Here is a 26,176-nt window from a genome sequence, read left to right on the forward strand (position 1 = left end):
GAGGGGGCGACGGTTGGGGACCGCAGCGGAGCGCGAACCCAGACAGGAGCGCAGCCGGGCCACCCGCGCCCGGCTGCTGGAGGCGGCCGTGGACCGCCTGGCCGGGCACGGGGTGGCCGGGGCCACCGTCGGGGCGGTCGCCGAGGCGGCCGGGGTGTCCCGGGGGGCGGCACAGCACCACTTCCCGACCCGCGAGGACCTGTTCCTCGCGGCCATGCGGCACATGCTCGACACCCGGGGCGCCGAGCTGCGCCGCCGCATCGCCGAGGTCCCCGAGGGGCCCGGGCGGACCGAGGCCGTGGTGGAGGTGGCCGTGGACGCGTTCACCGGGGACGACTTCCGGGCCGCGCTACAGCTGTGGGCGGCCGCCGCCAGCGACCCCGCCCTGCGCGAGAGCGTCGTCCCGATGGAGGAGCAGGTGGGGCGCGAGCTGCACCGGGCCGCGGTGGAGCTGCTGGGGGCGGACGAGTCGCGGCCCGGGGTGCGCGAGGCCGTCCAGGCCACCCTCGACCTGGCCCGCGGCCTGGGGCTGGCCAACCTGCTCACCGACGACACCGCACGTCGCAGGCGCATCGTGCGCCAGTGGGCCGGAATGCTCGACACGGTCCTGGCCGGATGAGGCCGCGCGTCCGGGCCTCCCGCGATGGCGGCACCGCGAACGCGGTGTTTATCATCGGAAGCCCGGCCGTCACCGAACGTGCCGACACCCCCGGTGGCGCCTCCCCCGAGAGAACAGCCTCACAACAGGAAAAGGCGGTGGACAGGTGAGTGCGGACGCGGGCAGGGACATCCCCGCCCTGGCCAGGAGAGCACTGGACGCCTTCGCGGAGAGCGCCGCGCGCCGCAGGGACCGGGACGCGCTCATGGACGAGGCCTTCGCCGCGCTGTTCGACCTCTACCGGGCGACCGACCGCGCCGCGCGCCGGTCGCCCGCCGGCCGCGAGTTCACGTCCACCCTCGCCGAGCTGCTGGTCAGCGGGAACAACCCCGACCGGCTCGGCCTGTACGTGGTGCGCAGCCAGACCGCCGCCGAGAACGGCCGCTACGAGGGCTACCGGCCCGCCTGCTGGCGCCGGTCCATGCTCCAGATCCTCGCCGAGGAGTTCGTGCCCTGGCGCGAGTTCCTGCGCCAGGAGGACCTGGAGGCGGTGGTGCGCATCGACGACGCGCTGGAGGCGGTGGCCGAGACCGCGGTGTCCTCCGCGGGCGAGGAGGTGCCCGACTGGGTGCCCGATTCGCACTGGTGGTGGTGGGAGCCCGCCCGCAAGCGCGGCGAGCACGCCCCCGAGCGGTTCGACAGCGGCCCCCTGGACCCCGTCGCCGAGTAAGCCCCCGGTCGGCGCCGTGCGGCGCCGCGCACGGCCGCCGATGGTCGCGGTGCCGCTGATGCGGATGCGTCTCCGGTGCGCTCCGGGACCCTCTCCGGCGGAGCCCGGCTTGGCGCACGGCCGCCGGGGGCGGCGGTGCCGCCGACACGGAAATGGCTCCGGTGCGCGCAGGGCCTCTTCGGTGGAATCCGGGGCGGTGCACGGCAGCCGGGGCGACGGTGTCACGTGGCCCTGGGACCGTTGGCACGGATGTGGCTCCGGTGCACCCTGGTGGTGCGCGTGGGTCCTTTCCGGCGGAGCCGAGAGGGCGGTGGGCGGCCCTGGGGCCGCCGACACGTATGCGCCTCCGGTGCGGGCCGGGGCGCGGCCGGTGGGTCGGCCGCGCCCCGGGGCGATCAGGCGGGGGAGTCGGGCGCCCCGGTGCGGGCGGCGATGATGTCGCGGTAGCGGGCGAAGGAGTCCTTGGGCGTGCGGACCTGGGTCTCGTGGTCCACGTGCACCAGGCCGAACCGCTGGTGGTAGCCCTCCGCCCACTCGAAGTTGTCGGTGAGCGTCCACACGAAGTAGCCGCGCACGTCCGCTCCCCGCGCGCGGGCCGCGTCCACGGCGGCGATGTGCGACTCCAGGTAGGCGATGCGCCCGGGGTCGGCGACCCGGCCGTCGACCACGGTGTCCTCGCAGGAGCAGCCGTTCTCGGTGACGTACAGCGGCGGCAGCGCCTCCCCGTACCTCTCCGACAGCCCCACCAGCGTGTCGGTCAGCCCCTCGGGGACCACCGGCCACCCGAACGCCGTCGTGGGCACCCCGGTGATCTCGCCCAGCGCGAACGGCAGCCCCGCCCCCTCCTCCGGCGCCAGGACCAGGCTCGGGTTGTAGTAGTTGACGCCGATGCCGTCCGCGCTGCCCGCGATGACCCCGAGGTCCCCCTCGCGCACCCCCGGCACCTCCGCCGCGCCGAACGCCGACAGGTCCGGGTAGGAGCCCAGCAGCACCGGGTCGGTGAACAGCCGGTTGTGCAGGGCGTCGTAGGCCGCCCCCGCCGCCAGGTCGGCCCCGGTCGGGTCCTGGGGGCCGCGCACCGGGCTCAGGTTGTTGGTGAGCAGGGCCTCCAGGCCGCGCGAGCGCAGCTCCGCGGCGGCCAGGCCATGGGCGAGCAGCAGGTGGTGCGCCACCGCCAGGACTCCGGGGACCTCCAGGGCGTGACCCGGGGCGTGGGTCCCGAACGCGTGCCCGTAGGCCATGTGGACCACCGGCTCGTTCAGGGTGATCCACCGCGGGACCCGGTCGCCCATCCGGTCGGCGACCACCGCCGCGTAGTCGGCGAACGCCGACGCGGTGTCCCGCGACGACCAGCCGCCCGCGTCCTCCAGGGCCTGGGGCAGGTCCCAGTGGAACAGGGTCGGGAACGGGGTGATGCCCCGCTCCAGCAGGGCGTCGACCAGCCGGTCGTAGAAGTCCAGGCCCGCCTTGTTCACCGGCCCGGTGCCCTGCGGCACCACCCGCGGCCAGGCGACCGAGAAGCGGTAGGCGTTCACGCCCAGCCGGTCGAGCAGGTCCACGTCCTGCTGCCAGCGGTGGTAGTGGTCGCAGGCCACGGCCGGGCTGTGGCCGTCGCGGACGGCGCCCGGGCGGGCGGCGAAGGTGTCCCAGACCGACGGGCCGCGGCCGTCCTCGGCCAGGGCCCCCTCCACCTGGAACGCGGCCGAGGCCACACCCCACAGGAACGGTGACGACATAACGGATCCGCCTTTCGTGCACGGGTGCCCTCCGGTGCCGGGTCCGGAAGCGGAGACCGGCCGGGGAGGGCGGGGACAGGGGTACGGGGTACGGGCGGGGGCGCGGGTCAGGCCACCCCCTTGATGCGCCACACCAGGACGGCGCCCAGCAGGGTCAGCAGGCCGCAGACCGTGTACAGGACCGGGTAGCCGCCCAGGTACACCACGATCGGGCCGGCCAGCGCCGGGGCGATCACCTGCGGGCCGGCGCTGGCGATGTTCACGATCCCCAGGTCCTTGGCGCGGCCCTCGGCGGCCGGGAGGACCTCGGTGACCAGGGCGTTGTCCACCGACAGGTAGATGCCGAACCCGACGCCCAGCACCACCGCGCACGCGATCGTCATCGGCCAGGACGGGAACAGCGCCACCAGGAACGCCGGGAGCGCGCACACCGCGCCGGACACGCACACCGGTCCGCGGCGGCGCCCCCAGCGGTCGGAGAGCACGCCCGCGACCACGGTGGTCGCCACCACAGCGGCCGTGTAGACCAGGATCAGCAGGAGCAGGCCGTCGGTGGCCGAGGAGCCCGGGAAGAGCTCCTCGTAGCCGATGCCGTCGCGCAGGAAGTACAGCAGGTAGAGGGTGAACATGGCGTTGCCGGTCTGCATGAGGAACCGGGTGAGCCAGGCCCAGGCGAAGTCGGGGTGGCGGCGCGGGGACACCCAGAAGCCGCGGCCCAGGTCGCGCCAGGGCGGGCGGGCCCCGCGCGGCAGCGGGGGGTCCGGGGACAGCAGGGCGAAGGGCAGGGCGCAGGCGATGAGCAGCACGCCGATGAGCGTGTAGCCCGGGGCGACGCGGGTGACCACCGCGGTCACCAGCACCACGGCGACCACCACGCCCGCGGACTGGGGGATGCCGACCCAGCCGGAGACCGCGCCGCGCTGGCGGACCGGGACGCGGTCCGGGACGGCGGCGAGCAGGGTGGCGTTGAGCAGGGACAGGGCCGCCTGGACCAGCGACCAGCCGACGAGGACGCCCGCCACGCTGTCCTGGCGGCCCAGGACGGTCAGGCCGATCCCGCCCAGGACGGCGCCCAGCAGCACCCACGGGCGGCGGCGGCCCAGGCGGCCGGTGGTGCGGTCGGACAGCGCCCCGGCCAGGGGGGTGCCGAGCGTGGCCACGAGGGCGCCGACTCCCGTGACCCAGGCCAGGGCGGTCTCCTTGCCCTCCGGGGCGATCGCCCCGACCTGCTCGGGGAGGAGGACCTGGAGGGGGCCGAAGAACGCCATCCACATGCCGAGGTTGGCCAGGCTGATCCCGGCCACCCACAGGGCGCCGACGGGGGAGGCGGGCTCGGCGAGGGCCTCGGGGACCGGTTCGGAGGTGGTCGCGGCCCCGGCGGGGGAGGTGGCCGCGGTGTCGGGGGCGGTGCCGGTGCCGGGGGGCGGGTCGGCGGGGCCGGGGCGTTCGGAGGGCGGGGGCGCCGGGGGTGTGCGCACGGATCACCTGCCTAACGTGAATTGTCTTCATGTTAGGTGGGTCACAGGCACGGGTGGAAGTCCGAGGCGGCATTTCCCGCGATTGATCAAAGTTGATTAGTGGGAGTGGTGTGGTCTAGGCTCGCACCACTGATCAAATTTGATCACTCCTGTGTGTCGGGGCGTCGATGGCCCGGCTGCGGACTGCGGGGCCGGGGTGGCCGGGCTTTCGGGTCTCGTGGTGCCAGGGGGAGTGGTGTGGCGAAGGAGGGGTCGTGGGCGAAGGCGTCGCGGAGGCCGGGGGCGGGATCGGCGGGAGTGTGGAGGAGGGCGGGCCGGCGGTGCGGGATGCGCCGCCGGGGGTGCGCCCGAACGAGACCACGATCCCCCTGCTGCCGTGTGTCTCGGCGGAGGAGACGCTGGACTTCTTCCAGTCCCTCGGGTTCGAGGTGACCTACCGGCAGCACCGGCCCTACCTCTACCTCGCGTTCCAGTGGAGCGGAATCCACCTGCACTACGGGCGGGCGCCCAAGGGGCTCGACCCCGCGCTGGAGGAGAGCGGCGGCTGCCTGGTCCTGGTCGACGACGTGGCCGCCTACCACGCGGCGCTGGTGGCGTCCGTGCGTGCGGCCAAGGGGCGGGTGCCGACCCGGGGGCTGCCCCGGATCACCCGCTACCGGCCCGGAGCGAGCCGGTTCACGGTGATGGACCCCTCGGGCAACTCGATCATGGTCATCCAGCGAGACGAGCCCGAGGACCTGGAGTACGGGGGGTCGCCGGATCTGGAGGGCCTGGCCCGCGTCCTGGACGGCGCCCGCATCATCCGCGACTTCAAGCTCGACGACCGGATGGCCTGGCGCTTCCTCAAGTCGGGGCTGCGCAGGCACGGCGACGGGGCTCCGCCCGTGGAACGGGCGATGGCGCTGGCGATGCTGATCGAGCTGTCCGTCCCGCTCGGCGAGAAGGAGCGGAGTGCCGAGTGGATCGGGCAGTTGCGGGGGATCGGGCTCACGGAGGCGGAGCGGGCCCGTGTCGAGGCGGAGCTCCGCAACGCCGGCGAGCTCCGGCGCTGGCTGTCCGACTGAGCGGCGCCGCGCCGCCGGTGGGCCGGACGTTTGAAGAACATCAGGTAATCAAGTTTGACTAGGGGGCGGGGTGGGCAGTACCCTCCTCCGGGTAGTCAAACTTGATCAGTCATGGGGAGGGTCCATGGAGAACAGCGAGCCCGCCGTTCTGGTGGAAGGGCTGCACAAGGCCTACGGCGACACGCGTGCGCTGGACGGTCTCGACATGACCGTGGAGCGGGGGACGGTGCACGCCATCCTGGGGCCCAACGGCGCGGGCAAGACCACGCTGGTCCGGACCCTGGCCACCCTGCTGCGGGTGCAGCGGGGACGGGTGGAGGTGGACGGGGTCGACGTCGCCACCCGGCCGCGCGACGTCCGGCGCCGCATCGGGCTGCTCGGCCAGCACGCGGCACTGGACGAGGAGCTGTCCGGGCGGCAGAACCTCGAACTGTTCGGCCGCCTGCACCACCTGGGCGACCGCCGGGCCGCCACCCGCGCCGGCGAACTGCTGGAGCGGTTCGGCCTGGCCGACACCGGCAAGCGCCCGGTGTCCGGGTACAGCGGGGGCATGCGCCGCCGCCTGGACCTGGCGGCCTCGCTCATCGTCGACCCGGCGGTGCTGTTCCTGGACGAGCCGACCACCGGCCTGGACCCGCGCGGGCGCACCGAGGTGTGGGAGTCGGTCCGCTCGCTGGTGGGCGCGGGGACCACGGTGCTGCTCACCACCCAGTACCTGGAGGAGGCGGACCAGCTGGCCGATCTCATCAGCGTGGTCGACGGCGGCCGGGTGATCGCCGAGGGCACCGCCGACCGGCTCAAGGGGATGGTCGGCGGCGACCGGCTCGACGTGGTCATCGCGGACCCGGGCCGCCTGGCCGAGGCCGCCGTCGTGCTGGGACGCCTCTTCGGCGGCTCCGGCGCGTTCGACCTTGACCAACTGGTCAAGTTTGACCAGTCGTCCGGGGAGGGTGAGCGCGCACGCCGCATCAGCCTCCCGGTCGCCGACCGGCGGGGCGCATTGGCCCGCGCCGTCCGGGCGCTGGACGCGGAGGGGATCGAGGCGGAGGACCTGGCCGTCCGCCGCCCCACCCTGGACGAGGTCTTCCTCCGCCTCACCGGATCCCCCGCCGAGCCCCCCGCGGACGCCGCCGGGGCCCCGGCCTCGCCCGCCGCGGGCGTCCCCGCCGCCCCGGGCACCACGTGACCGACCCGCGCACCCCGGCCCCGCGGCTCCGCCCCGCGCGCTCCGGCACCCGCCCGGACCCGCGCGAGGCCACCCGCGACCGGCCCCTGCCCGGCAGGGGCGGTGCCCGGTGGGGCCGCAACCGCGCCCCGGCCGGCGGGGGCGGTGCCTCACGGGGCGGGGGAGGTGCCCTGCACCGGGAGACCGGCACCCCGCGGAATGGCGATGGTGCCCTGCCCCCTGGGAGCGGGGGCCTGACCGGCTGGGACGGCGCCCCGGCTGCCGGGGGCAACTCCCTGCGGGACGGGGGAGGCGCCCTGCCCGGCGGGGGCGGGGACGGACATCCGGGGCGGGCCCCGGCCGCTGACGACGATCGGAGAAGGACATGACACGCACGACCGACCTGTACGACGCCCGGGCGCACGAGGAGGAACTCGGAGCCCTCGCCCGCTGGGCGGGCGACTCCTGGACGATGACCCGCCGGGAGTTCGCCCGCTGGGCCCGCAACCCGTGGGGCCCGGTCATCGGGCTGCTCTTCCCGGTGATGATGCTGGTGCTCTTCGCGCTCTTCCTCGGCGGGAGCATGACCGTCGCCGGCGGCGGCGACTACACCGAGTTCCTGGTCCCCGGCCTGCTGGTGCTCACCATGGCGTTCGGCCTGGAGGGCACGATGACCGCCATCACCCGTGACCTGGAGCGCGGGGTGCTGGACCGGTTCCGCTCCCTGCCCATGGCCTCCACCGCCGTGCTGGTCGGGCGCGGGGTCGCCGACCTCCTGGAGTCCGTCGCGGGCCTGCTCATCGTGCTCGCCGCCGGCTTCGCCCTCGGCTGGCGCTGGCACGGCAGCCTGGGCGCGGCACTGGGCGCGGTGGGCCTGCTGCTCCTGCTGCGCGCCGCGATGCTGGCCTGCGGCGTCTGGCTGGGGCTGGTCGTGGGGCGGCCGGAACTGGTGATGGCGGTGCAGATCCTGGTGTGGCCGGTGGCCTTCACCTCCAGCGCCTTCGCCTCCCCCGAGGCCATGCCGGGGTGGCTGGGCGCGGTCGCCGAGTGGAACCCGATGTCGGCGACGGCCACCGCGGTCCGCGACCTGTTCGGCAACCCCGGCGCGGCGGGCACCTCCTGGGCGGCGGAGAACGCCCTGTTCCTGGCGGTGCTGTGGCCGGTGCTGCTGCTCCTGGTCGCCTGCCCGATGGCCGCGGCCCGATTCCGGTCCCTGTCCCGCTGACCCGGCCGTGGGCATCCGCGGGGTCCGACCGGATCCCGCGGACACCCGCTCCGTACCTGGACGCCCGGGGGAGGACGACCTGTCCGCCCCCGGGCGCCCGTGCGTTCCCGCCCACGCCCCGCGCTCCGTATACCGGGCCCCCGGGAGCCCCTGGCCGCGCCCCACGTTTCGCCTACCGGGTTCCCGTGAGTTCCCGTCCGCGTCCTGCGTTTCGCTTACCGGACTCCCGGGCGTTCTCCCGTGCCGCGCACGCCGCTCCGGGTGCCCCGGCTCCTCCCGGGCACCGCCCCCCGGGAGCCGGGGTCAGGCCGGGGGCTCGCCGATCCGCCAGGCCGCCATGAGCTCGGGGTTGTCCTCGGCGAACACGCCCTCGAAGGGGTTCCCGCCCTCGCCCGCGAACGAGTGCGCGCCCGTCTCGATGCGCTCGATCAGCCGCCGCGTCCACTCCGCCTCCGCGCGGCCCACGGCCAGCCACATGCCCATGATCTCGCCGATATGGCCCATGGTGTCGGCGTACTCGTCGGGGATGTAGTGGCTGCTGACCGAGTCCTGCCAGGCCTTCAGCCCCTCCTCGCGGACGCTCAGCAGCTCGACCACCTCGTGGCGGGGCAGGTCCACCATGAACCCCAGGCCGGCCGAGAGCATGTCCCGCCGCTCGTCGTGCGCGGACAGCGCCCGCCGCAGCAGCGAGAAGTACTCCTCGACGCCCTCCGGGGTGATCTCGTACTCGGTGCGGGGCGGGCCGCCCGCGGTGGAGGGCGCGGTGTCGTGCGCGCGCAGCAGGCCCTGCTTGGCCAGCTGCTTCAGGGCGTGGTAGACCGACCCCGGCTTGGCGTTGGACCACTCGTCGGCGCCCCAGAACTCCAGGTCGTTGCGCACCTGGTAGCCGTGCGCCCGGCCGTGCAGGCGGACCGCCCCCAGGACCAGCAGCCGGATGGCCGACATGCCACACCCTCCCCGTTCGGCAACGGAATGCTAATCAACTTTGACTACTCTATCCGACGGGTGCGGCCCGCGCCCAGGGCCGCACCCCCGGTCACCCGCGGGCCGGGGCCGTGTCGCCCTGCCGCCGGTGCTCGGAGCCCAGCGCGATCGGCGCCGCCAGCCACTCGTCGCGCAGCCCGAACGCGTCGACCAGCTGCACCGCGTACGGCCGCAGCCCCCGGCACAGGTCGTCCACCGCCCGCGTCACCGCCTTGGTCCGCGCCGTCGACAGCCGCTCGTGCTCCAGGAACCAGGCGCGGTCCTCCTCGATCACGGACATCACGTACAGGTCGCACACGCGGTTGAGCAGCTTGGCCGTCGCCTTGTCGCCGCACCGGTCGATCCCGGCCACGAACGCCTCCAGCACCACCCGGTCCATGTGCGCCCGCCCGGCGGCCAGCACGTGGTCCTGGGCCCGGTTGAACACCTCGAACGCGTCGCCGCCGTCCTTCCCGGCGCGGCGCAGCCGCCCGGCCAGGCCCTCGATGATGTGCTCCTCCCGGTCCTCGAACAGCTCCAGGTGCCAGCCCCGGTTGTACAGGTCGGCGCCGTCGCGTCCGGGGGAGGCCGCGATGAGCCGGTCGATCAGCGGGATCGCCGCGGTCCGCTCGATCACCGTCTCGAACACCCTGCCCGCCATGAACCGGGCCAGCCCCATCGTGTCCAGGTCGCCGAACGAGTCCTGGAAGTTGGTCAGCAGGCCCTTGGTGAGCTGCTGCAGCAGGACCGTGTTGTCGCCCTCGAACGTCGTGAAGATGTCGGAGTCGGCCTTGAGCTGCGGGATGCGGTTCTCCGACAGGTACCCGGCACCGCCGCACGCCTCCCGGCAGGTCTGGATGGTGGCGGTCGCGTGCCAGGTGGAGACGGCCTTCAGCCCCGCCGCCCGCGACTCCAGCTCACGCTGGGCGTGCTCGTCGCGGCGCGGTGCCCGCGACAGCTCGTGCAGCCGCGTCACCAGCTCCTCCTGCGCGAAGTGCAGGGCGTAGGTCCGGGCCAGCGCGGGCAGCAGCTTGCGCTGGTGCGCCAGGTAGTCGAGGATGCGCACCTCCTGCTCGGGCGCGCCGTCGACGCCGGGCCGGGTGAACTGGCGCCGGGTGTCGGCGTAGCGCACCGCGATGGCCAGCGCGGCCTTGGCGGCGCCGCCCGCGCCCCCGGCCACGCTGATGCGGCCGCGGATCAGCGTGCCCAGCATGGTGAAGAACCGCCGGTTGGGGTTCTGGATGGGGCTGGAGTAGGTGCCGTCGGGCGCCACGGTGCCGTACCGGTTGAGCAGGTTGGCGCGGGGCACCCGCACGCCCTCGAACCACAGCCGCCCGTTGTCCACGCCGTTGAGCCCGGCCTTGGGGCCGCAGTCCTCGATCCGCACCCCGGGCATCGGGTCGCCGTGCTCGTCGCGGATCGGCACGAGCAGGGCGTGCACCCCGTGCTCCTCGCCGTCGGCGTGCAACTGGGCGAACACGACCGCCATGCGGCCGTCCCGGGCGGCGTTGCCGATGTAGTCCTTGCGCGCCGACTCGTCGGGGGTGTCGATCACGAACTCTTCGGTGACCGGGTTGTAGGTGGCCGTCGTGCGCAGGTTCTGCACGTCCGAGCCGTGGCCGGTCTCGGTCATCGCGAAGCAGCCGGGCAGCTCCACCGACATGACCCGCGGCAGGTACTCGGTGTGGTGCCGCTCGGTGCCCAGGGCGCGGATCGCCCCGCCGAACAGGCCCCACTGCACGCCCATCTTGACCATGAGGGACAGGTCGGCGACGAGCATCTCGAAGGCCACCACGGAGGCGCCGATGTCGTCCGCGCCGCCCACCGAGGCGGGGAAGCCGTACGCGGGCAGGTCGGTCTCGGCCAGTGCGAGCAGCTGCTTCAGGGTGCGCTCGCGGTGCTCCTCCACGGACAGGCCGTACACGGGGGCGTACAGCTCTCCCCGCAGGACGTCCCGGACGCGTTCGCGCACGTGGGCCCACCGGCCGTCCAGGAGGCCGCGGAGTTCGGCCTCGTCCACCCGCAACGCCTGTTCGCTCATGTCTTCCCCCTGCTGGTCCTCGTCGACGCGGCCCCCTCGTGCCTACCACCCGCGCGGCCGGAGGGGTCGGGAACACGCCCGGTACGGGCGTGTGATCCCAACCTAGCCCCAGGGTTCCGCGCCGGACCGGAGAGGTCCGCCGCCCCGGGGCCCACCCCGGGCGGGTCGCGGGGTCCGTGCGGGGATCGCAGGTCCGGCGGCCCCGGTGCGTCTCACTGCCGGAGAAGCCCGCGTGGGCGGCCGTCCGGTGCGGCCGCAGGGACCGCCGCCCGAGGGCCGCCGGTCTCGGGGCGGCTCAACCTCCGGAGACGCCCGTGCGGACCGCAAGGGCCCTCCTCACGCGGCCACGGGCCCCGGTGCGTCCTGGCCACCGGGCACGCCGGTGCGGGCGGCCGTCCCCGTACGGTCGCATGGACTGCCGGGGCGGTGGCCCTGGCACGCCTCGGCCACCGGAGGCGTCCGCGCGGGTCGCCGGGGCCGCGAGGGGACCGCCGGCCCGGCGGTCCCGGGGGCCTCAGCCTTCGGAGGCGGCCGCGCGGGCGGCGGCGGAGCCGGTCGGGTCCGGGCCGAAGGCCGCGCGCATCTCCCCGGCGGTGAGGCCGTAGCGGTCGAGCCCGTACCTGTGGCCGCCGGGGTTCCGGCGCCGGTCCCGCCGCGTGTACGCGAGCGTGCGGGCCCGGCTGTCCGCGTCGAACTCCTCGCCCAGGCTCCGCCAGACGCGTTCGGCCGCGCCGAGCGGGTCGGACGTCAGCTCGTCGTAGGGCAGGTCGAGGAAGCGTTCGGGGGCGCTCCCGCGCCGCACGGCCCGGGCGCGCTCGGCGGCCCGCGCCCAGATGTCCAGCCACTCGCGGCCGATCCGGCGCGGGTCCACCCCGCGGCAGTGCAGGCGCATCCCCGCCTCGGTCAGGCTCGCCCACGACGGCATCGCCCGGGCGGGGTCGCGGTCGGTCAGGACCACCACCGCGTCGGGGAAGACCGACAGCAGGACGTCCAGGTTGGGCAGGTGCAGCGGGGACTTGAGCACCCAGCGCCGTGCGGGCCGCCCCCACTGGAGCGCCTGGAGCTGCTGTTTGAGGTAGACGTAGTCGGGGGTGGCGTCGCGCCGCTCCAGCCACGCGCGGTAGCCGGGGACGGGGGCGCGGACGTGGTTGTTCAGGCCGTGCGGCAGGAGGAAGACGCACTCCTCCGGCTCCATGGGGTGCATGGGGTGGATCGTCGCGAAGCCCGGGCCCAGGGCGTTCATGCCCCGGATCTGCGTCCGGGCCGAGGCGAGGCGCTCGCGCCTGCCCACCGTGCGCTCCCCGGGCCTGCCCGTGTCGGGGACCGGGCTCAGCAGCTCCCACAGCATCGGGGCGCGGCCCCGGACGTGCCGGGCGAGGAGCCCGTGCCCGAACGTGGTGCCGGTCCGGGGCAGGCCGGTGATGAACACCGGCCGGTCGACGGTCTCGGCGGCGACTTCGGGGCGGGCGTCGAGCAGGTGGAGCATGCGCAGGCGCGTCTCCAGCCGCCGCCGGATCTCGCTCCGCAGGGCGAACCGGCCGACCGGGGTGAGGTCGGGCGACGTCTGCCAGGCGTCGTGGAGGACCTTCAGGTCGGACAAAAAGGGCTCGTCGGGGAGCCGGGGCAGGCCGCTGCGGGAGGAGGCCGCCCGCAGCGCGGCGTCGAAGGACCCCCCGTCCCCGGACCGCCCCTCGAACGGGGCGAGCAGCGCGTTCACGGGTTCCAGCCACCACGCGGGGCGCACGCTCTGAGACGGTCTCTCCACTGGTCCTCCTTCGGTCGCGGACGTGCGGCCACCGGATCAGACCACGGCGGCGGGCGCCGGCGAAAGAGGGGGAAGGGCCCTCGTTCAGGCGCTCACCGGGGCCGCGGCGGCGTCGTCCACGCGGCGCAGCAGGTCGTCCAGGGAGAGGTCGAGGGCGGCGGCGATGGCGGCGACGGTGAAGAAGGCGGGGGTGGGGATGCGCCCGCCCTCGATCTTGCGCAGCGTCTCCACGGAGATCCCGGCCTGCCGGGCCACGTCCACCATGGTGCGGTCGGCGCGGGCGCTGCGCAGCAGCCCGCCGAGCAGGCGTCCGCGTTCGATCTGGGTCTGGGTCAGCGGCTCTCTCACCATGCCGTCGAGTCTAGACTCCCGCCCCGGATTCCGCCGGTATAGGTATCCGATCGCCGGTCCCGAGGGCGCGGACGGGCGGTCCCGGGCCGCCCGACCAGCCGCGCGGCCGGTGCCGGGCGCCGCGCCCGGCACCGGCCGGCTCAGGCCAGGCCGGGGACGGCGAGCTCCAGGGTGCCGTTCTCGGCGTCGAGCAGGGCCGGGACGCCCAGCGGCACCGTCAGCTGGGCGGCGCAGTGCCCCGTCTCCAGCCCCCACAGCACCGGTACCCCCAGCGGGGCGAGGCGGTCGCGCATCAGGTCGGCGATCGCCCCCGGGTCCGGCGGGCAGTCGGTCCACGTGCCCAGCACCACACCGGCCAGGCCGTCCGTCCACCCGGTGCGCAGCAGGTGGGTGAGCATCCGGTCGACCCGCGCCACGTCCTCGCCGACGTCCTCCAGCATGAGGATCCCCCCGGCGGCCGACGCCCGGCTGTGCGGCGTCCCCAGGCCGTCGTTGAGCAGGCTCAGGTTCCCGCCGAACACCACCCCCTCGGCGCGCCCGGGCACCAGCGCGTGCGCGCCCGACGAGGTCAGCACCGTGCGCCGCTCCGGCTCGAACAGGGTCACGCGCAGCTCCTCCTGCGCCACCGGGTCGCCCACGAAGTACTTGGTACCGATCACCGGCCCGTGGACCGTCGCCACGCCCAGCTCCACCGCGAACGCCTCGTGCAGCGCCGTGACGTCGCTGAACCCGATGAGCGCCTTGGGGGCGGCCGCCCGCAGCGCCGCGAAGTCGAGCAGGTCCAGGGTCCGGTGCGCCCCGTCCCCGCCCCGCACACAGAACACCGCGGCCACGTCCGGGTCGCACCACGCCTCCTGGAGGTCGGCGGCCCGGTCGGCGTCCTCGCCCGCCAGGTACGGCAGCACGGGGTGCCGGTCGCGCACGTGCGCCCCGAACTCCACGGCCAGCCCCCAGCGGCGCAGTTCCTCGGCCGCCGTCTCCAGCATCGGCTCCGGGACCGGACTGCACGGCGCCACCAGCCGCACCCGGTCGCCCCTGCGCAGCCGCGGCGGCCGGACCCCCGCCGCCACCCCCCGGTCGGCCACCGCCGTCGGTTCCGTCACGTGTTCCCCCCTCATGGATCCCGGTATCGCCGCGCCCGCCTTGACGGCGCGCGCCCACCCATAACGCTCGGCCGCTCAGGCCCGCAGGAAGCGGTCCAGGGCCCGCACCCCGAACCGCAGCCCCTCCAGCGGCACCCGCTCGTCCACCCCGTGGAGCAGCCCCGTGTAGTCCAGGCCCTCCGGCTGCCAGGACGGCGAGAACCCGTAGCAGTCGATCCCCAGCCGCGCGAACACCTTGGCGTCGGTCCCGCCGGACAGGCACACCGGCACCACGTGCGCCCCGGGGTCCTGCTCCAGCAGGGCGGCGCGCAGCGCGGCGAACGCGGGCGAGTCCACCGGGGCGGACACCGGCGGCGAGGAGTGCGCGTACTCCCACGACACCCGGTCCCCGGTGAGCGCGTCCATCGTGCGCTCGAAGTCCGCGGCGGCCCCCGGCAGCACCCGGCCGTCCACCCCCGCGGTGGCCTCGCCCGGGACCACGTTGACCTTGTACCCGGCGGAGAGCATCGTGGGCGCGGCGCTGTTGCGCAGGGCGGGGGAGACCAGCGGGGCCGCCGTGCCCAGCCGGGCCAGCAGCGCCTCCACCGCCTCGTCGGTGTCGGCGTCCCCAGGGGTACGCTCCACCCCCAGGGCGGCGGCGATGCCGTCCAGGGCGGCCCGCACCACGGGGGTGGGGTGCAGCGGCCAGCGGTGGCCGGCGATCCGCACGACCGCCTCGGCCAGGCTCGCGACGGCGTTGTCCCGGGGTGGGCGCGACCCGTGCCCGGCGGTGCCCGCGGCGCGCAGCGTCAGCCAGGCGCTGCCCCGCTCGGCGGCCCCCACCGGGTACAGCCGCACGGTCCGCCCGTCGGCGCCGCGGGCGTACACGGTCTCGCCGCCGCCCTCGCCGACGGCCTCGGTGCAGCCCTCGAACAGGTCGGCGTGCCGCCGCACCAGGAACTCGGCGCCGTGCTCGGAGCTGTCCTCCTCGTCGGCGACGAACGCCAGCACGATGTCGCGGCGCGGACGCACTCCGGCGCGGGCCCATTCCCGGACGACGGCGGTGACCATGCCGACGGTGTTCTTCATGTCCACGGCGCCGCGCCCCCAGAGCGCGGGCAGCCCGGTGACGGGGCAGTCGGCGATCTCCCCGGAGAACGGGGGCACCGTCCAGTCGGCGGCGTCGGCGGGCACCACGTCCAGGTGGCCGTGGACGAGCAGGGCGGGCGCGTCCGGGTCGGTGCCGGGCACCCGGGCCACCACGTTGGCCCGGCGCGGCTTCGACTCCAGCACCACCGGGGCGAGCCCGGCGTCGGTCAGCGCCTCGGCCGCGTACTCGGCGGCGGCCCGTTCGTCCCCCTCGCCCCCGCCCCGGTTGGTGGAGTCCCGGCGGATCAGCCCCCGGGTGAGGACGACGGCGTCCTCACCGGCCCGGGCGGTGTCGGTGGCGGAGGAGGTGGGGGCCACGGCGCGGCCTTTCTGCGGTTCTGCGGTGCGGGAGGGTGTGCGGGTCCGGGAGGTGGACGCGGGGCGGCCGGTCAGCCGTAGTCCTGCTCCATCGCCTGGGAGATCATCGTGGTGACGGTCTTGAAGCAGCGGATCATCTCGTAGGCGTCCGGCGAGGTGTAGCGGACGCGGCGCGCCCCGGTCCGGGTGACCCCGGGGACGAGGGCGGCGGCCTGCGCCAGGTGGGCGGCGTCCACCTCGACCTCCACGGCCCGGGCGGCGGGCTCCGCGGGGTCCAGGCGCCCGGCGAGCAGGGTGGCCTTCGACGCGGCCAGCCGGATGTCCTCGGCGGTGCGCGCGGGCGGGCGGCAGCGGGCCGCGTACCGGCTCACGTACTCCTTGACCGCGACGGTGCGGGCGAACGGGGCGTAGGTCTCGGCGTCCTCGCAGGCGCGGTCGTCGCCGGTGACCAGGATGACGGGGGTGCCGTACTCGGCGACCACGGCGGCGTTGAGCCGGCCCTCGCTCGCGGGCTCCCCGTCCAGCCACACCCCGGTGACGGCGTTGGGGAGGTAGGTGTGGGCGAGCACGCCCTCCTCGCCCGCGCCGCAGTGGTAGCCCAGGAACACGGCGCCGTCGCAGTCGCCGTGCTGGACGCCCTCCACCATCGACAGCTCCTTGTGGCGGCCGGTGATCATGGTGGCGCGCCCGTCCAGCTCCTCCAGCAGCAGGTTGCGCATGGTGGAGTGGGCCTCGTTGACCAGGACCTCGGTGGCGCCGCCGTCGAACAGCCCGGCGATCGCCGCGTTGACGTCGCCCGTGAACATCGTCCGGCAGCGCTGCCACTGCTCCGTGCCGGGTTCGCAGTCGGCGGGCCAGGTGACGCCGGTGGCGCCCTCCATGTCCGCGGAGATCAGGATCTTCACCCGCCCGACACTAGCCCCCACCGCACTGACCGCGCCAGACATCGCCGGAACAGGCCCGGACTACCGGTCCCCGCGGATCTCCCGGACGTCCCCGGCGGCCTCCCGCACGCCGGGGTCGGGGTCGGCGGCCAGCAGGGAGATCAGGTCGCCGGTGCCGGGGGTGGACCACCCGCAGACCGCCCACACCAGGGCGGAGCGCACCCGCGGGTCGGGGTGGCCGGCCAGCGGGAGCAGCCGGTCCACGGGACCGCGCCGCCGGTGGCCGAACCCCTCCAGCGCCGCGCACAGCGCCGCCGCGTCGCCGTCGGCCGACGCCCGGTCGATGCGCTCCAGCAGCACCCGGGGCGGCGGCCAGGGGCCGTCCGCCGGATGGGGCCTGCGTTCGAGCAGTCTCCGCGATCCGTACGCGCCGCGCACCGGGCAGCCGGCGCACGTGCACGGCGGCCGCCCGTGGGCCCCGGGCAGGTAGCGCCAGCCGACCCCGCGGCGCACGGTCCGGACCGCGCGCACCTCCCGGGCGGTCACCGCCCGGGGCACGAACACCTCCCAGCCGCGCGGGTCCTCCAGCGCGGCGACGGCGCCCACGGCCCCGGCCGCGGTCGTCCGGCGCCCGGGGCCGCCGTAGTGCCCGACCAGGACGGGTTCGCCGTCGGGCAGCAGCAGGTGCACGGCGGCCATGCCCCGGGCGTCCTTCCAGCGGGACAGCTCGCGCAGCCACTGGTGGGTGAGCGTGTAGGAGGGCAGCACCGGGAAGCAGTACACCCCGCGCTGCCCGTCGCGCCCGGGGTTCGCGCGCAGCCCGGACCGCGCCGCGCGCCGGGCGGCCGCGGCGGGCGCCAGGTGGACGAACCGCGCCACGGGACCTCCGGGGGTGCGCTGGGAGGGGAGCCGGGGGACGGCGGCTACGGGAGGGTGAGGATCTCCGCGCCGGTGTCGGTGATGACCAGGGTGTGCTCGAACTGGGCCGTCCATTTGCGGTCGGCCGTCACGGCGGTCCAGCCGTCGTCCCACATGTCGTAGTCGACCCCGCCCAGGGTGATCATCGGCTCGATCGTGAACGTCATCCCGGGCACCATCTCGGTGTCCGCGCGCGGGTCGTCGTAGTGCGGCACCACCAGGCCGGAGTGGAACTCCGGGCCGACGCCGTGCCCGGTGAAGTCGCGCACCACCCCGTAGCCGAACCGCTTGGCGTACGACTCGATGACCCGGCCGATCACGTTGATCCGCCGCCCCGGGCGGCACGCCTTGATGGCGCGCATGGTGGCCTCGCGGGTGCGCTCCACCAGCAGGCGGTGCTCCTCGGACACGTTCCCGGCCAGGAACGTGGCGTTGGTGTCGCCGTGCACGCCGTCCTTGTAGGCGGTGATGTCGATGTTGACGATGTCGCCGTCGGAGACCACCGTGTCGTCCGGGATGCCGTGGCAGATGACCTCGTTGAGCGAGGAGCACAGCGACTTGGGGTAGCCCTTGTACCCCAGCGTGCTCGGGTAGGCGCCGTGGTCCAGCAGGAACTCGTGGCCGATCCGGTCGAGCTCGTCGGTGGTCACCCCCGGCACGACGTGCCTGCCGACCTCCTCCAGCGCCTGCGCGGCGATCCGCCCCGCCACGCGCATCCGCTCGATGGTCTCCGGGGTCTGCACGTCGCCCAGGACGCCCTCCACGGGGTGCTTCCGCCCGACGTACTCGGGGCGGACGATGTGGGAGGGGACCGAACGTTGTGGCGAGATGCGCCCGGGAACCAGCGGAGTAGTCATGGACACGGATTGTAGTTCGTGGCGCCGGCCGGCAGAGGCCGCGCGGGTGTGAGGAACACCCCCGCCCGGGTAGGTGACCGACCAGGAACGAGGAAAGGCGGACGCGGTGGCCGACGTACAGGATGACGGCTGGTGGTACTGCCTCAGGCACAACACCGTCGAGCACGGGGCCGGCTGCCCCAACCGGGAGCGCCTGGGGCCCTATCCGGACGAGGCCACGGCGGCGCGGGCGCTGACCATCGCCGCCGAGCGCAACAGCGACTGGGAGGACGAGGACGAGAAGGACGGGTGGTGAGGGGGCGCGCACCGGATTCCGAACCCGGTTCTGACAGGATCGGCGCATGACCGAAGTGAGCACACCTGAGACCACCGACATCACCGGGCGCACCATCTCCGTCCTGGGCGGGACGGGCGACCAGGGGCGCGGGCTGGCCCGCCGGTTCGCCCTGGCCGGGCACACCGTGTACCTGGGGTCGCGCAGCGCCGAGCGCGCCGAGAAGGCCGCCCGCGAGCTGGTGGAGGCCGAGTCCGCCGCCATCGACGTCCGCGGCCTGGACAACGCCTCCGCCGCGGCCGAGGGCGACATCGTCATCGTGGCCGTTCCCTGGGACGGGCACCGGGAGCTGCTGGAGTCCCTGGCCGGGCCGCTGGCGGGCAAGCTCGTGGTGGACTGCGTCAACCCGCTCGGCTTCGACAAGCGCGGCCCGTTCGCGCTGGACGTGCCCGAGGGCAGCGCGGCGGAGCAGGCCGCCGCGGTGCTGCCGGACAGCACCGTCACGGCGGCGTTCCACCACGTCTCCGCCGTGATCCTCCTGGACCCGGAGGTGGAGACCGTGGACCTGGACGTCCTGGTGCTGGGCGAGGACCGGGCCGCCACCGACACGGTGCGGGCCCTGGCCGAGCTCATCCCGGGCGTGCGCGGGGTGTTCGGCGGGCGGCTGCGCAACGCCCACCAGGTGGAGGCGCTCACCGCGAACCTCATCGCGGTCAACCGCCGCTACAAGACCCACGCGGGGATCCGGATCACCGGCCTGTGAACACCGCGGCGGGGCCGGGGGAGCGCCCCCGGCCCCGCGCCGCGCCCCGTCCGGGTCAGGACACCCAGCCCTTGACCTTCTCGATGAGCGCGGCCGGGTCCTCGCCCACCGGGATGACGTTGAGGCTGGTGACCCCGGCGGTGCGGAACGCCTCCACGCGCTCGCGCACGTACGACTCGGGGCCGACCATGTTGGTCAGCTCCACGAACTCCTCGGGGACGGCGGCGGCCGCCTCGTCCTTCTTCCCGTCCAGGTACAGGTCCTGGATCTTCTCGGCCGCCTCCTCGTAGCCGTAGCGGCGGGCGACGGTGTTGTAGAAGTTCTTGCCCTTGGCGCCCATGCCGCCGACGTACAGGGCGATCATCGGGCGCACGAGGTCGAGCAGCTTCTTGGTGTCCTCGCCCTCGCCGATGGCGAGCAGGCCGCCCGCGGCGATCTCCAGCCCGCCCAGCGACGCGTCGCGCCTGTCCCCGCCCGCCGCCAGGGCCTCGCCCCACACGGTGCCGGCCTTCTCGGGGATGAACAGGTGGGGGAGCCAGCCGTCGGCGATCTCGGCGGTCATCTCCACGTTCTTGACGCCCAGGGACGCCACGTAGATCGGGATCTCGGACCGCACGGGGTGGTTGATGATCTTGAGCGGCCTGCCCAGGCCGGTGCCCTGGTCGGCGGGCAGCGGCAGCCGGAACACCGGGCCGTCGTGGGTGAGGCGTTCCTCGCGCTTCCACACCTTGCGGCAGATCTCGATGGTGTCGCGGGTGCGGGCCAGCGGCTTGACGTAGGGGACGCCGTGGAAGCCCTCGATGACCTGCGGGCCGCTGGCGCCCAGGCCGAGGATCGCCCGGCCGCCGGACAGGTGGTCCAGTCCCGCGGCGGTCATCGCGATGAGCGTGGGGGTGCGGGTGTACAGGGGCAGGATCGCCGAGCCGATGTTCACGGTCTCGGTCCGGGCGGCGATGTAGCCCATGAGGGTGGCGGCGTCGAAGCCGTAGGCCTCGGCGACCCAGACGGTGTCCAGCCCGGCCTTCTCCAGTTCGACCACCTGGTCGACCGCGGCCTTGGGCTCGCCCGCGTACTGGAGCGGCATCGAGATGCGCATGCGTCCTCCCAAGGGCCGGGTGCCCCGGCCCGCGTAGGTGCTGGGATATGAGGCGACTCTACTCCCGAGTACGATTCGGTTCGTGTCCCGCCTCACATGAATCCGGCACCCCGATGCCCGGACCGCCCGTACACGGCGGACGCCGGCCGGGGCGGGTGCCCCGGCCGGCGTCCGTTGCGGGGGACGCCCCGCGGGTCAGCTCGCGTACGAGTGCTCCGCGTCGGGGAAGACCCCGTTGACGACCTCGTCGGCGAACGCCGACGCCGCGTCGCGCAGCGTGTCGTGCAGGTTGGCGTAGGTCTTGACGAACTTGGCCACCCGCGGGCTCAGCCCGGCCATGTCCTGCCACACCAGCACCTGGGCGTCGGTGGCCTTGCCCGCCCCGATGCCCACGGTCGGGATGCCCAGCTGCTCGGTGACCTGGGCGGCCAGGTCGCTGGGCACGCACTCCAGGACGACGGAGAACGCGCCCGCCCGCTCCAGCTCCTTGGCGTCCTTGAGCAGGGCGGCGGCGGCCTCGCCGCGGCCCTGCACCCGGTACCCGCCCAGCGTGTTCACCGACTGGGGGGTCAGGCCCAGGTGGGCCATCACCGGGATGCCCGCCGAAACGAGCAGTTCCACCTGCCGGGCGACGGCGTGGCCGCCCTCCAGCTTCACGGCCTGGGCGCCGCCCTCCTTCATGAACCGGGAGGCGGTCGCCAGGGCCTGCTCGGGGGAGCCCTGGTAGGAGCCGAACGGCAGGTCCGCCACCACCAGCGCCCGCTTGGTGGAGCGGGACACCGCGGCGGTGAGGGGCACCAGCTCGTCCACGGAGACCGGGACGGTGGTGTCGTAGCCGTACACGACGTTGGCCGCCGAGTCGCCGACGAGGAGGACGGGGATGCCCGCCTCGTCGAACACCCGCGCGGTGAGGGCGTCGTAGGCGGTCAGCATCGGCCAGGTCTCGCCGCGCCGCTTGGCGGCGGCCAGGTCGCGGATGGTGACGCGCCGGTTGGTGACCCCGCCGTACAGGGCGGAGGGGGTCTTGTCAGTGGTGCTCATGATGTCTTCCTCCGTTGTCTCGAAGCACCGCGTGGGTGTCCCCGGACGTGTGGACGAAATAGATGTGCGCCGCGCGGACGCGGCGGATGTGCGGCCCCGCGGGGCCGGGGGCGGTCGGGCTCCGGCCGCCGCCGTCGGCGGTGGGAAGGGCCGGGCCCGCGTGCCGTGTGTGCATCATCGCACGGTCGCGCGCGTCCGCTTCCTTCGGGATACAACCGGGACCCGGGGCGGGAACTTCCCCCGTGGCCCTCTCTCTCGGACGGGCGTGCGTCACGCCGCCCGCCCCCGCCGGGCGGACGCGGTCACCGGGAGCGCGCCGCGGGGACGGAAGGGCCCGGCCGCTACCATGGCGATCCCGTCGGGCGGGTCGTCCGCCCGCGCGCGGACGGGTTCGTGGAGAACGAGGGTGCTCACGTGGACGCTGGGACGGCTTATCGACGGCGGTGGGGCGGACTGGCGGTCCTCATCATCTGCCTGCTGGTGCTCGTCGCGGACAACACGATCCTCAACGTCGCCCTGCGCACCCTCTCCGACCCCGAGCTCGGGGTCGGCGCCAGCCAGTCCGAGCTGGCCTGGGCGATCAACTCCTACACCCTGGTCTTCGCCGGGATGCTGTTCACCTTCGGCGTCCTGGGCGACCGGTGGGGGCGTAGACGGATGATCACCGCCGGGCTCGCGGTGTTCGGCGCGGCCTCGGCGCTGTCCGCCTACTCCCAGAGCCCCGAGCAGCTCATCGCCGCCCGCGCGGTGATGGGCTTCGGCGCCGCCATGGTGATGCCGCAGACCCTGTCGATCATCACCGCCGTCTTTCCGGCCGAGGAGCGCGGCCGCGCCATCGGCCTGTGGTCGGGCTCGGTCGGGCTGGCCATGGCGATCGGGCCGTCGGCGGGCGGCCTGCTGCTGGAGAACTTCTGGTGGGGGTCGATCTTCCTCGTCAACGTGCCGTTCGTGCTGCTGGGCCTGGCCCTGATGTACTTCCTGGTCCCGGAGTCCAGGGACGAGGCCCCCGGCCGCCTGGACGTCCCCGGGGTGCTGCTGTCCGTCCCGGGCCTGGTCCTGCTCATCTACGGCATCATCACCGCGGGCGAGCGCTCCTCCCTGGCCGGGCCCGACGTGTGGGGCAGCCTGTTGGGCGGGGTGGCGGTCGTCGCCCTGTTCCTGTTCCACGAGTCGCGCACCGAGAACCCGTCGCTGGACGTGCGGTTCTTCCGGAACCCGCGGTTCAGCGTCGCCATGGCCACCGTCATGCTGATGTTCTTCAGCATGTCCGGGCTCATCTTCTTCATGAGCTTCTACTGGCAGAGCGTGCGCGAGTTCAGCCCGTTCGTCGCCGGGCTGCTGGTGCTCCCGGCCGCGGTCGGCCAGATGCTCCTGGCTCCGCTCAGCCCCAACCTGGTCCGGCGGTTCGGGCCGCGCGCCGTCGCCGCCACCGGCATCCTCATCGTCTGCGCCAGCCTGGCGTTCTTCACCCTGCTGGAGGCGGACACCCCGCTCTGGCTGATCCTGGTCTTCTTCTTCACCCAGGCCAGTGCCATGGCGGTGGTCCTCACCCCGTCCACCGACGCGATCGTCTCGTCGGTGCCGCCGGGCAAGGCGGGCGCGGCCTCGGCGATGCAGAACACCGTCCGCCAGGTGGCCACCGCCATGGGCGTCGCGGTGCTGGGGGCGGTCATCTCCTTCCGCTACCGGGCGGACATCACCCCGGCCCTGGAGGAGGCCGCCGCGCAGGAGGGAGCCGCCGCGCACCCGGGCGACCCGGGGCTGCACGCGGCGGGCGAGTCGATCGAGGCCACCATGGCCGTGGCCCGGAGCCTGGGCGAGGCGGGGGCGGCGCTGGTGGCACCGGCCAAGGAGGCGTTCCTGTCGGGGCTGCACGCGGCGGCGCTGGTGTCGCTGTGCTGCGCGGCCGTCGGGGTGGTCATCGTGCTGGTGTGGATGCCGCGCGAGGCCGGAGCGCACCAGGCCGCGGACGGGCCCCGCACGCCCGCGCCCGAGGCGGACGGCCAGGGCTGAGTGGGCCGGTACGCCTAGATCCAGCCCTCCTCCCAGGCGCGGTGCGCGGCCGCGTGCCGGGACGACACCCCCAGCTTGCCCATCGCCGACGACAGGTAGTTGCGCACCGTCCCGGGCGCCAGGTGAACCCGGGCGGCGATCTCGTTGACGGACGCCCCGCCCCGGGAGTGTCGCAGCACCTCCAGCTCCCGCTCCCCGAGCGGGCAGTCGTCCTCGGTCAGCGCGGACGCGGCGATGTCGGGGTCCACGTACCGGCGGCCCGCCGCCACCTCCCGCAGGATCTCGGCGAGCCGCTCCGCCGGGGTGGTCTTGGGCACGAAACCGCTCGCCCCCGCCCGCAGGGCGCGCCGCAGCACGCCGGGCCGGGCGTGCCGGGTCACCAGCACCACCCGGCAGCCGGGGTCGTCCCGGATCTCCTCGGCCGCCCGCAGCCCGTCCGCCGGGGGCATCTCCAGGTCCAGGACCGCGATGTCGGGCCGGTGCGCGCGGGCCAGCCGCACCGCTTCGGTGGAGGTGGCGGCCTGCGCCACGACCTCCAGGTCGGGCTCCAGCCCGAGCAGGGCGGCCAGGGCGCCGCGCAGCAGGTCCTCGTCGTCGGCGACCAGCAGCCGGATGCTCATCCGTTCCCCTCCCAGGGCAGGACGGCGGTCACGGTGAACCGGCCGCCCGTGTCGTCCCACGTCAGCGTGCCCCCGGCGGTCCCGACCCGCTCGGCCAGGGAGCGCAGGCCGGTACCGTCGCCGCTCCCGGCGGGGTCGGCGCCGTCGTTGGCGACCCGCAGCCGTACGCCGTCGCCCTCGGGGCGCAGGGCGATCTCCACCTCGCCCGCCCGGCTGTGCCGCAGCACGTTGGTGGTGGCCTCGCGCACGACCAGGCCCAGCAGCCCCCGGACCCCGTCGCTCCCGCCGTCGACCGCCTCCACCGACGAGCGCACCCGGATCCCGGCGGACTCCAGGACCCTGGCGGCGTTGGCGACCTCCCGCTCCAGCGAGGTGCCCCGGTAGCCCCGGACCACGGCGCGGGTGTCGCGCAGCGCGTCGGCGGCCAGGCCGGCGACCTCCCGCATCTCCCCGGCGGCCCGCTCCGGATCGGTCCCGGCCAGCCGGGCGGCCAGCTGGGCCTTGAGCGCGATCACCTGGAGGTGGTGGCCCTGCACGTCGTGCAGCTCGGCGGCGAACCGCAGCCGCTCCCCGGCGACCGCGAGCCGGGCGGCCAGCCGACGGGACTCGTCGAGGCGCGCGGCGACGTCCCAGGTCCACAGCAGGCCGAGCACCGCCCAGGCCACGACCAGCGCCAGCCCGGGAGGGAACAGCACCCCGAACGCGTCCGACCCGCGCAGCAGCCCGGGCACGGCCAGGGCGAGCGCGACCGCGGCGAGGGACACCCAGGCCGGGCGCGGACGCAGGAACATCGCCACGGGGGCGGCCACCGTCGCGGGGGCCACCGACCACAGCACCTCGTCCAGCGGCCACAGGACCAGGGCGGTGACCAGCGCGCCCGCGCACCCCGCGGCGGCCCACCCGGCGGGGAAGGGGCCGTCGGGCCCGCGGGTCAGGCGGCGGCCGAACAGGGCGAACAGCGAGAGCGAGGTCAGGGCCAGGGCCGCGCCGCCGGCGGCCGCGGCCCATGGGGACAGGCCGGGGTCCCACAGGTGCGGGGCCAGTGCCGGGGCCATGAAGGCCACCGTCACCCCGGCCAGGCTCCACCAGGTGAAGCGGCGCAGGCCCCCGGTCCCGGGTCCGTCGTCGGCAGTGTCCACCGGGCCATTGTCGCAGCGGGCCCGGGGCCGCGGCAGGGGGCGCATGACGGATGTCATGCCGGGAGGTGACGCGCGCACGCCGACGCCGGTGGTCCGGCACTACCGGGCGGGGCCCGCCGGGAGGAGTCTGGAGACACGACGGAAGATACCCCCTCCGGGTACCGGGGGGTGACGCAGAGGAGACCTCCCGTGAACGCGTACGAGACCGCACCCGAACCGAACGACACCCGGACCGCCGGGCCCGGGCCCCGGGCCGACCGGTCCGGGGAGGGCGGCCCGCGCCGGGCCGGGCGCTTCCTGCTCGCCCGCTGGCCCACCGCGGTGGCGCTGCTCTCCGCGGCCGTCCTCGGCGGCGGAGGGGGAGGGGAGGCCGACGCCGCGTACGGCTACGCCGAGATCCTCCCGCTGCTGCCCCTGGTCTACCTGCTCATGGCCAAGGTGGGGGAGAAGTACCGGTACCTCACCTGGCCCCTGGTCCTCGCCTCCTTCGTGGTGGTCACGGTCCTGCGGGCCACCGAGATCGCCGCGCCCTCCACGGTCTTCACCGCGCTGGCCCTGCTGGTCCTGGTCTGGTCGGCCCTGGACGGGCACCTGTTCCGCCCCGGCACGTACCGGATCCAGGCGCTGGGCATGCTGTTCTTCGGCGGGCTGGGACTGGTCGGCCTGGCGGTCGACCCCGAGGCCGCCCGCTACCTGATCGCGGCGGGCTGGCTCCTGCACGGGATCTGGGACTTCTACCACCTGTGGAAGGACCGCGCGGTGTCCCGCTCCTTCGCCGAGTGGTGCGGCGTGGTCGACGTCTGGGTCGCCGCCGAGCTGGTCTTCCGCCTCTGAACCGCACCGCCCCGCGCTCCGCGCCCGCCCCGGGCGCGGAGCGCCGTGCGCCCGGAGGGTGCGGCTACGCTC

At 75.0% G+C, this 26,176-nt stretch carries 24 protein-coding genes; 9 read left to right on the top strand and 15 right to left on the bottom strand.

What is annotated here, in order from left to right; genetic code table 11:
* The first annotated feature begins 13 nt into the window (after positions 1 to 13).
* Together K1J57_RS18510 and K1J57_RS18515 are read left to right on the top strand one after the other, a co-directional pair.
* On the top strand, positions 14 to 619 hold the full coding sequence (locus K1J57_RS18510) for a TetR/AcrR family transcriptional regulator (RefSeq protein ID WP_220559811.1): 606 nt from the start codon (positions 14 to 16) through the stop codon (positions 617 to 619).
* A gap of 145 nt (positions 620 to 764) precedes the next feature.
* The gene (locus K1J57_RS18515) at positions 765 to 1,328 is read left to right on the top strand and encodes a hypothetical protein (protein WP_220559812.1); all 564 of its coding nucleotides are present in this window, start codon (positions 765 to 767) and stop codon (positions 1,326 to 1,328) included.
* 395 nt (positions 1,329 to 1,723) lie between these two features.
* On the opposite strand, the gene K1J57_RS18520 is transcribed toward K1J57_RS18515, so the two are convergent.
* Positions 1,724 to 3,064, bottom strand: coding sequence for a GH1 family beta-glucosidase (locus tag K1J57_RS18520; protein ID WP_220559813.1), 1,341 nt, complete (start codon positions 3,062 to 3,064; stop codon positions 1,724 to 1,726).
* Positions 3,065 to 3,171: 107 nt separating this feature from the next.
* Positions 3,172 to 4,542, bottom strand: coding sequence for an MFS transporter (locus tag K1J57_RS18525; RefSeq protein WP_220559814.1), 1,371 nt, complete (start codon positions 4,540 to 4,542; stop codon positions 3,172 to 3,174).
* 254 nt (positions 4,543 to 4,796) lie between these two features.
* On the opposite strand from K1J57_RS18525, the gene K1J57_RS18530 reads away from it, so the two are divergent.
* The 3 genes from K1J57_RS18530 (at position 4,797) to K1J57_RS18540 (ending at position 7,996) form a co-directional block, all read left to right on the top strand.
* The gene (locus tag K1J57_RS18530; protein WP_370634444.1) at positions 4,797 to 5,606 is read left to right on the top strand and encodes a glyoxalase; all 810 of its coding nucleotides are present in this window, start codon (positions 4,797 to 4,799) and stop codon (positions 5,604 to 5,606) included.
* A gap of 124 nt (positions 5,607 to 5,730) precedes the next feature.
* On the top strand, positions 5,731 to 6,792 hold the full coding sequence (locus tag K1J57_RS18535) for an ATP-binding cassette domain-containing protein (RefSeq protein ID WP_220559815.1): 1,062 nt from the start codon (positions 5,731 to 5,733) through the stop codon (positions 6,790 to 6,792).
* Positions 6,793 to 7,156: 364 nt separating this feature from the next.
* On the top strand, positions 7,157 to 7,996 hold the full coding sequence (locus K1J57_RS18540) for an ABC transporter permease (protein WP_220559816.1): 840 nt from the start codon (positions 7,157 to 7,159) through the stop codon (positions 7,994 to 7,996).
* A gap of 303 nt (positions 7,997 to 8,299) precedes the next feature.
* On the opposite strand, the gene K1J57_RS18545 is transcribed toward K1J57_RS18540, so the two are convergent.
* The 9 genes from K1J57_RS18545 to map form a co-directional block, all read right to left on the bottom strand.
* Positions 8,300 to 8,941, bottom strand: a complete 642-nt coding sequence (locus K1J57_RS18545) for a PadR family transcriptional regulator (RefSeq protein WP_220559818.1) — start codon at positions 8,939 to 8,941, stop codon at positions 8,300 to 8,302.
* 91 nt (positions 8,942 to 9,032) lie between these two features.
* Positions 9,033 to 11,000, bottom strand: coding sequence for an acyl-CoA dehydrogenase (locus K1J57_RS18550; RefSeq protein WP_220559819.1), 1,968 nt, complete (start codon positions 10,998 to 11,000; stop codon positions 9,033 to 9,035).
* A gap of 514 nt (positions 11,001 to 11,514) precedes the next feature.
* Positions 11,515 to 12,765: a sulfotransferase gene (locus tag K1J57_RS18555; protein WP_255646419.1), complete on the bottom strand. Its 1,251-nt coding sequence runs from the start codon at positions 12,763 to 12,765 to the stop codon at positions 11,515 to 11,517.
* Positions 12,766 to 12,849: 84 nt separating this feature from the next.
* Positions 12,850 to 13,116 carry a helix-turn-helix domain-containing protein gene (locus tag K1J57_RS18560; protein ID WP_220559820.1) on the bottom strand — a complete coding sequence of 89 codons (267 nt, stop codon included), beginning with the start codon at positions 13,114 to 13,116 and terminating at the stop codon, positions 12,850 to 12,852.
* A 140-nt stretch (positions 13,117 to 13,256) separates the two neighbouring features.
* On the bottom strand, positions 13,257 to 14,234 hold the full coding sequence (locus K1J57_RS18565) for an LD-carboxypeptidase (protein ID WP_220559821.1): 978 nt from the start codon (positions 14,232 to 14,234) through the stop codon (positions 13,257 to 13,259).
* 60 nt (positions 14,235 to 14,294) lie between these two features.
* A complete protein-coding gene (locus K1J57_RS18570; protein WP_220559822.1) occupies positions 14,295 to 15,665 on the bottom strand; it encodes a M20/M25/M40 family metallo-hydrolase in 1,371 nt (456 codons plus the stop codon).
* Positions 15,666 to 15,736: 71 nt separating this feature from the next.
* Entirely contained in the window at positions 15,737 to 16,570 is an 834-nt protein-coding gene (locus tag K1J57_RS18575) for a M55 family metallopeptidase (protein ID WP_220559823.1), read from the bottom strand.
* 60 nt (positions 16,571 to 16,630) lie between these two features.
* A complete protein-coding gene (locus K1J57_RS18580; RefSeq protein WP_220559824.1) occupies positions 16,631 to 17,428 on the bottom strand; it encodes a HEAT repeat domain-containing protein in 798 nt (265 codons plus the stop codon).
* A 44-nt stretch (positions 17,429 to 17,472) separates the two neighbouring features.
* Entirely contained in the window at positions 17,473 to 18,324 is an 852-nt protein-coding gene (gene map, locus K1J57_RS18585; RefSeq protein WP_220559826.1) for a type I methionyl aminopeptidase, read from the bottom strand.
* A gap of 106 nt (positions 18,325 to 18,430) precedes the next feature.
* On the opposite strand from map, the gene K1J57_RS18590 reads away from it, so the two are divergent.
* Positions 18,431 to 18,619, top strand: a complete 189-nt coding sequence (locus K1J57_RS18590) for a hypothetical protein (protein ID WP_220559827.1) — start codon at positions 18,431 to 18,433, stop codon at positions 18,617 to 18,619.
* Between the two features lie 46 nt (positions 18,620 to 18,665).
* Positions 18,666 to 19,361: an NADPH-dependent F420 reductase gene (gene npdG, locus K1J57_RS18595; protein WP_220559828.1), complete on the top strand. Its 696-nt coding sequence runs from the start codon at positions 18,666 to 18,668 to the stop codon at positions 19,359 to 19,361.
* A 55-nt stretch (positions 19,362 to 19,416) separates the two neighbouring features.
* On the opposite strand, the gene K1J57_RS18600 is transcribed toward npdG, so the two are convergent.
* Entirely contained in the window at positions 19,417 to 20,457 is a 1,041-nt protein-coding gene (locus tag K1J57_RS18600; protein ID WP_220559829.1) for an LLM class F420-dependent oxidoreductase, read from the bottom strand.
* Between the two features lie 195 nt (positions 20,458 to 20,652).
* Positions 20,653 to 21,498, bottom strand: a complete 846-nt coding sequence (gene panB / locus K1J57_RS18605) for a 3-methyl-2-oxobutanoate hydroxymethyltransferase (protein WP_220559830.1) — start codon at positions 21,496 to 21,498, stop codon at positions 20,653 to 20,655.
* A gap of 414 nt (positions 21,499 to 21,912) precedes the next feature.
* On the opposite strand from panB, the gene K1J57_RS18610 reads away from it, so the two are divergent.
* Entirely contained in the window at positions 21,913 to 23,511 is a 1,599-nt protein-coding gene (locus tag K1J57_RS18610; protein WP_220559831.1) for an MFS transporter, read from the top strand.
* 14 nt (positions 23,512 to 23,525) lie between these two features.
* Here the strand turns inward: K1J57_RS18610 and K1J57_RS18615 are convergent, their stop codons facing one another.
* Both K1J57_RS18615 and K1J57_RS18620 read right to left on the bottom strand, forming a co-directional pair.
* Positions 23,526 to 24,131: a DNA-binding response regulator gene (locus tag K1J57_RS18615; RefSeq protein ID WP_220559832.1), complete on the bottom strand. Its 606-nt coding sequence runs from the start codon at positions 24,129 to 24,131 to the stop codon at positions 23,526 to 23,528.
* Entirely contained in the window at positions 24,128 to 25,270 is a 1,143-nt protein-coding gene (locus K1J57_RS18620; RefSeq protein WP_220559833.1) for a sensor histidine kinase, read from the bottom strand. Before K1J57_RS18620 ends, K1J57_RS18615 begins: the two co-directional genes overlap by 4 nt.
* Before the next feature lie 189 nt (positions 25,271 to 25,459).
* On the opposite strand from K1J57_RS18620, the gene K1J57_RS18625 reads away from it, so the two are divergent.
* Positions 25,460 to 26,104: a hypothetical protein gene (locus tag K1J57_RS18625; protein WP_220559834.1), complete on the top strand. Its 645-nt coding sequence runs from the start codon at positions 25,460 to 25,462 to the stop codon at positions 26,102 to 26,104.
* Positions 26,105 to 26,176 lie beyond the last annotated feature (72 nt).

Origin of the sequence: Nocardiopsis sp. MT53 (genome assembly GCF_019598965.1) — a bacterium.
Lineage (GTDB): Bacteria > Actinomycetota > Actinomycetes > Streptosporangiales > Streptosporangiaceae > Nocardiopsis > Nocardiopsis changdeensis.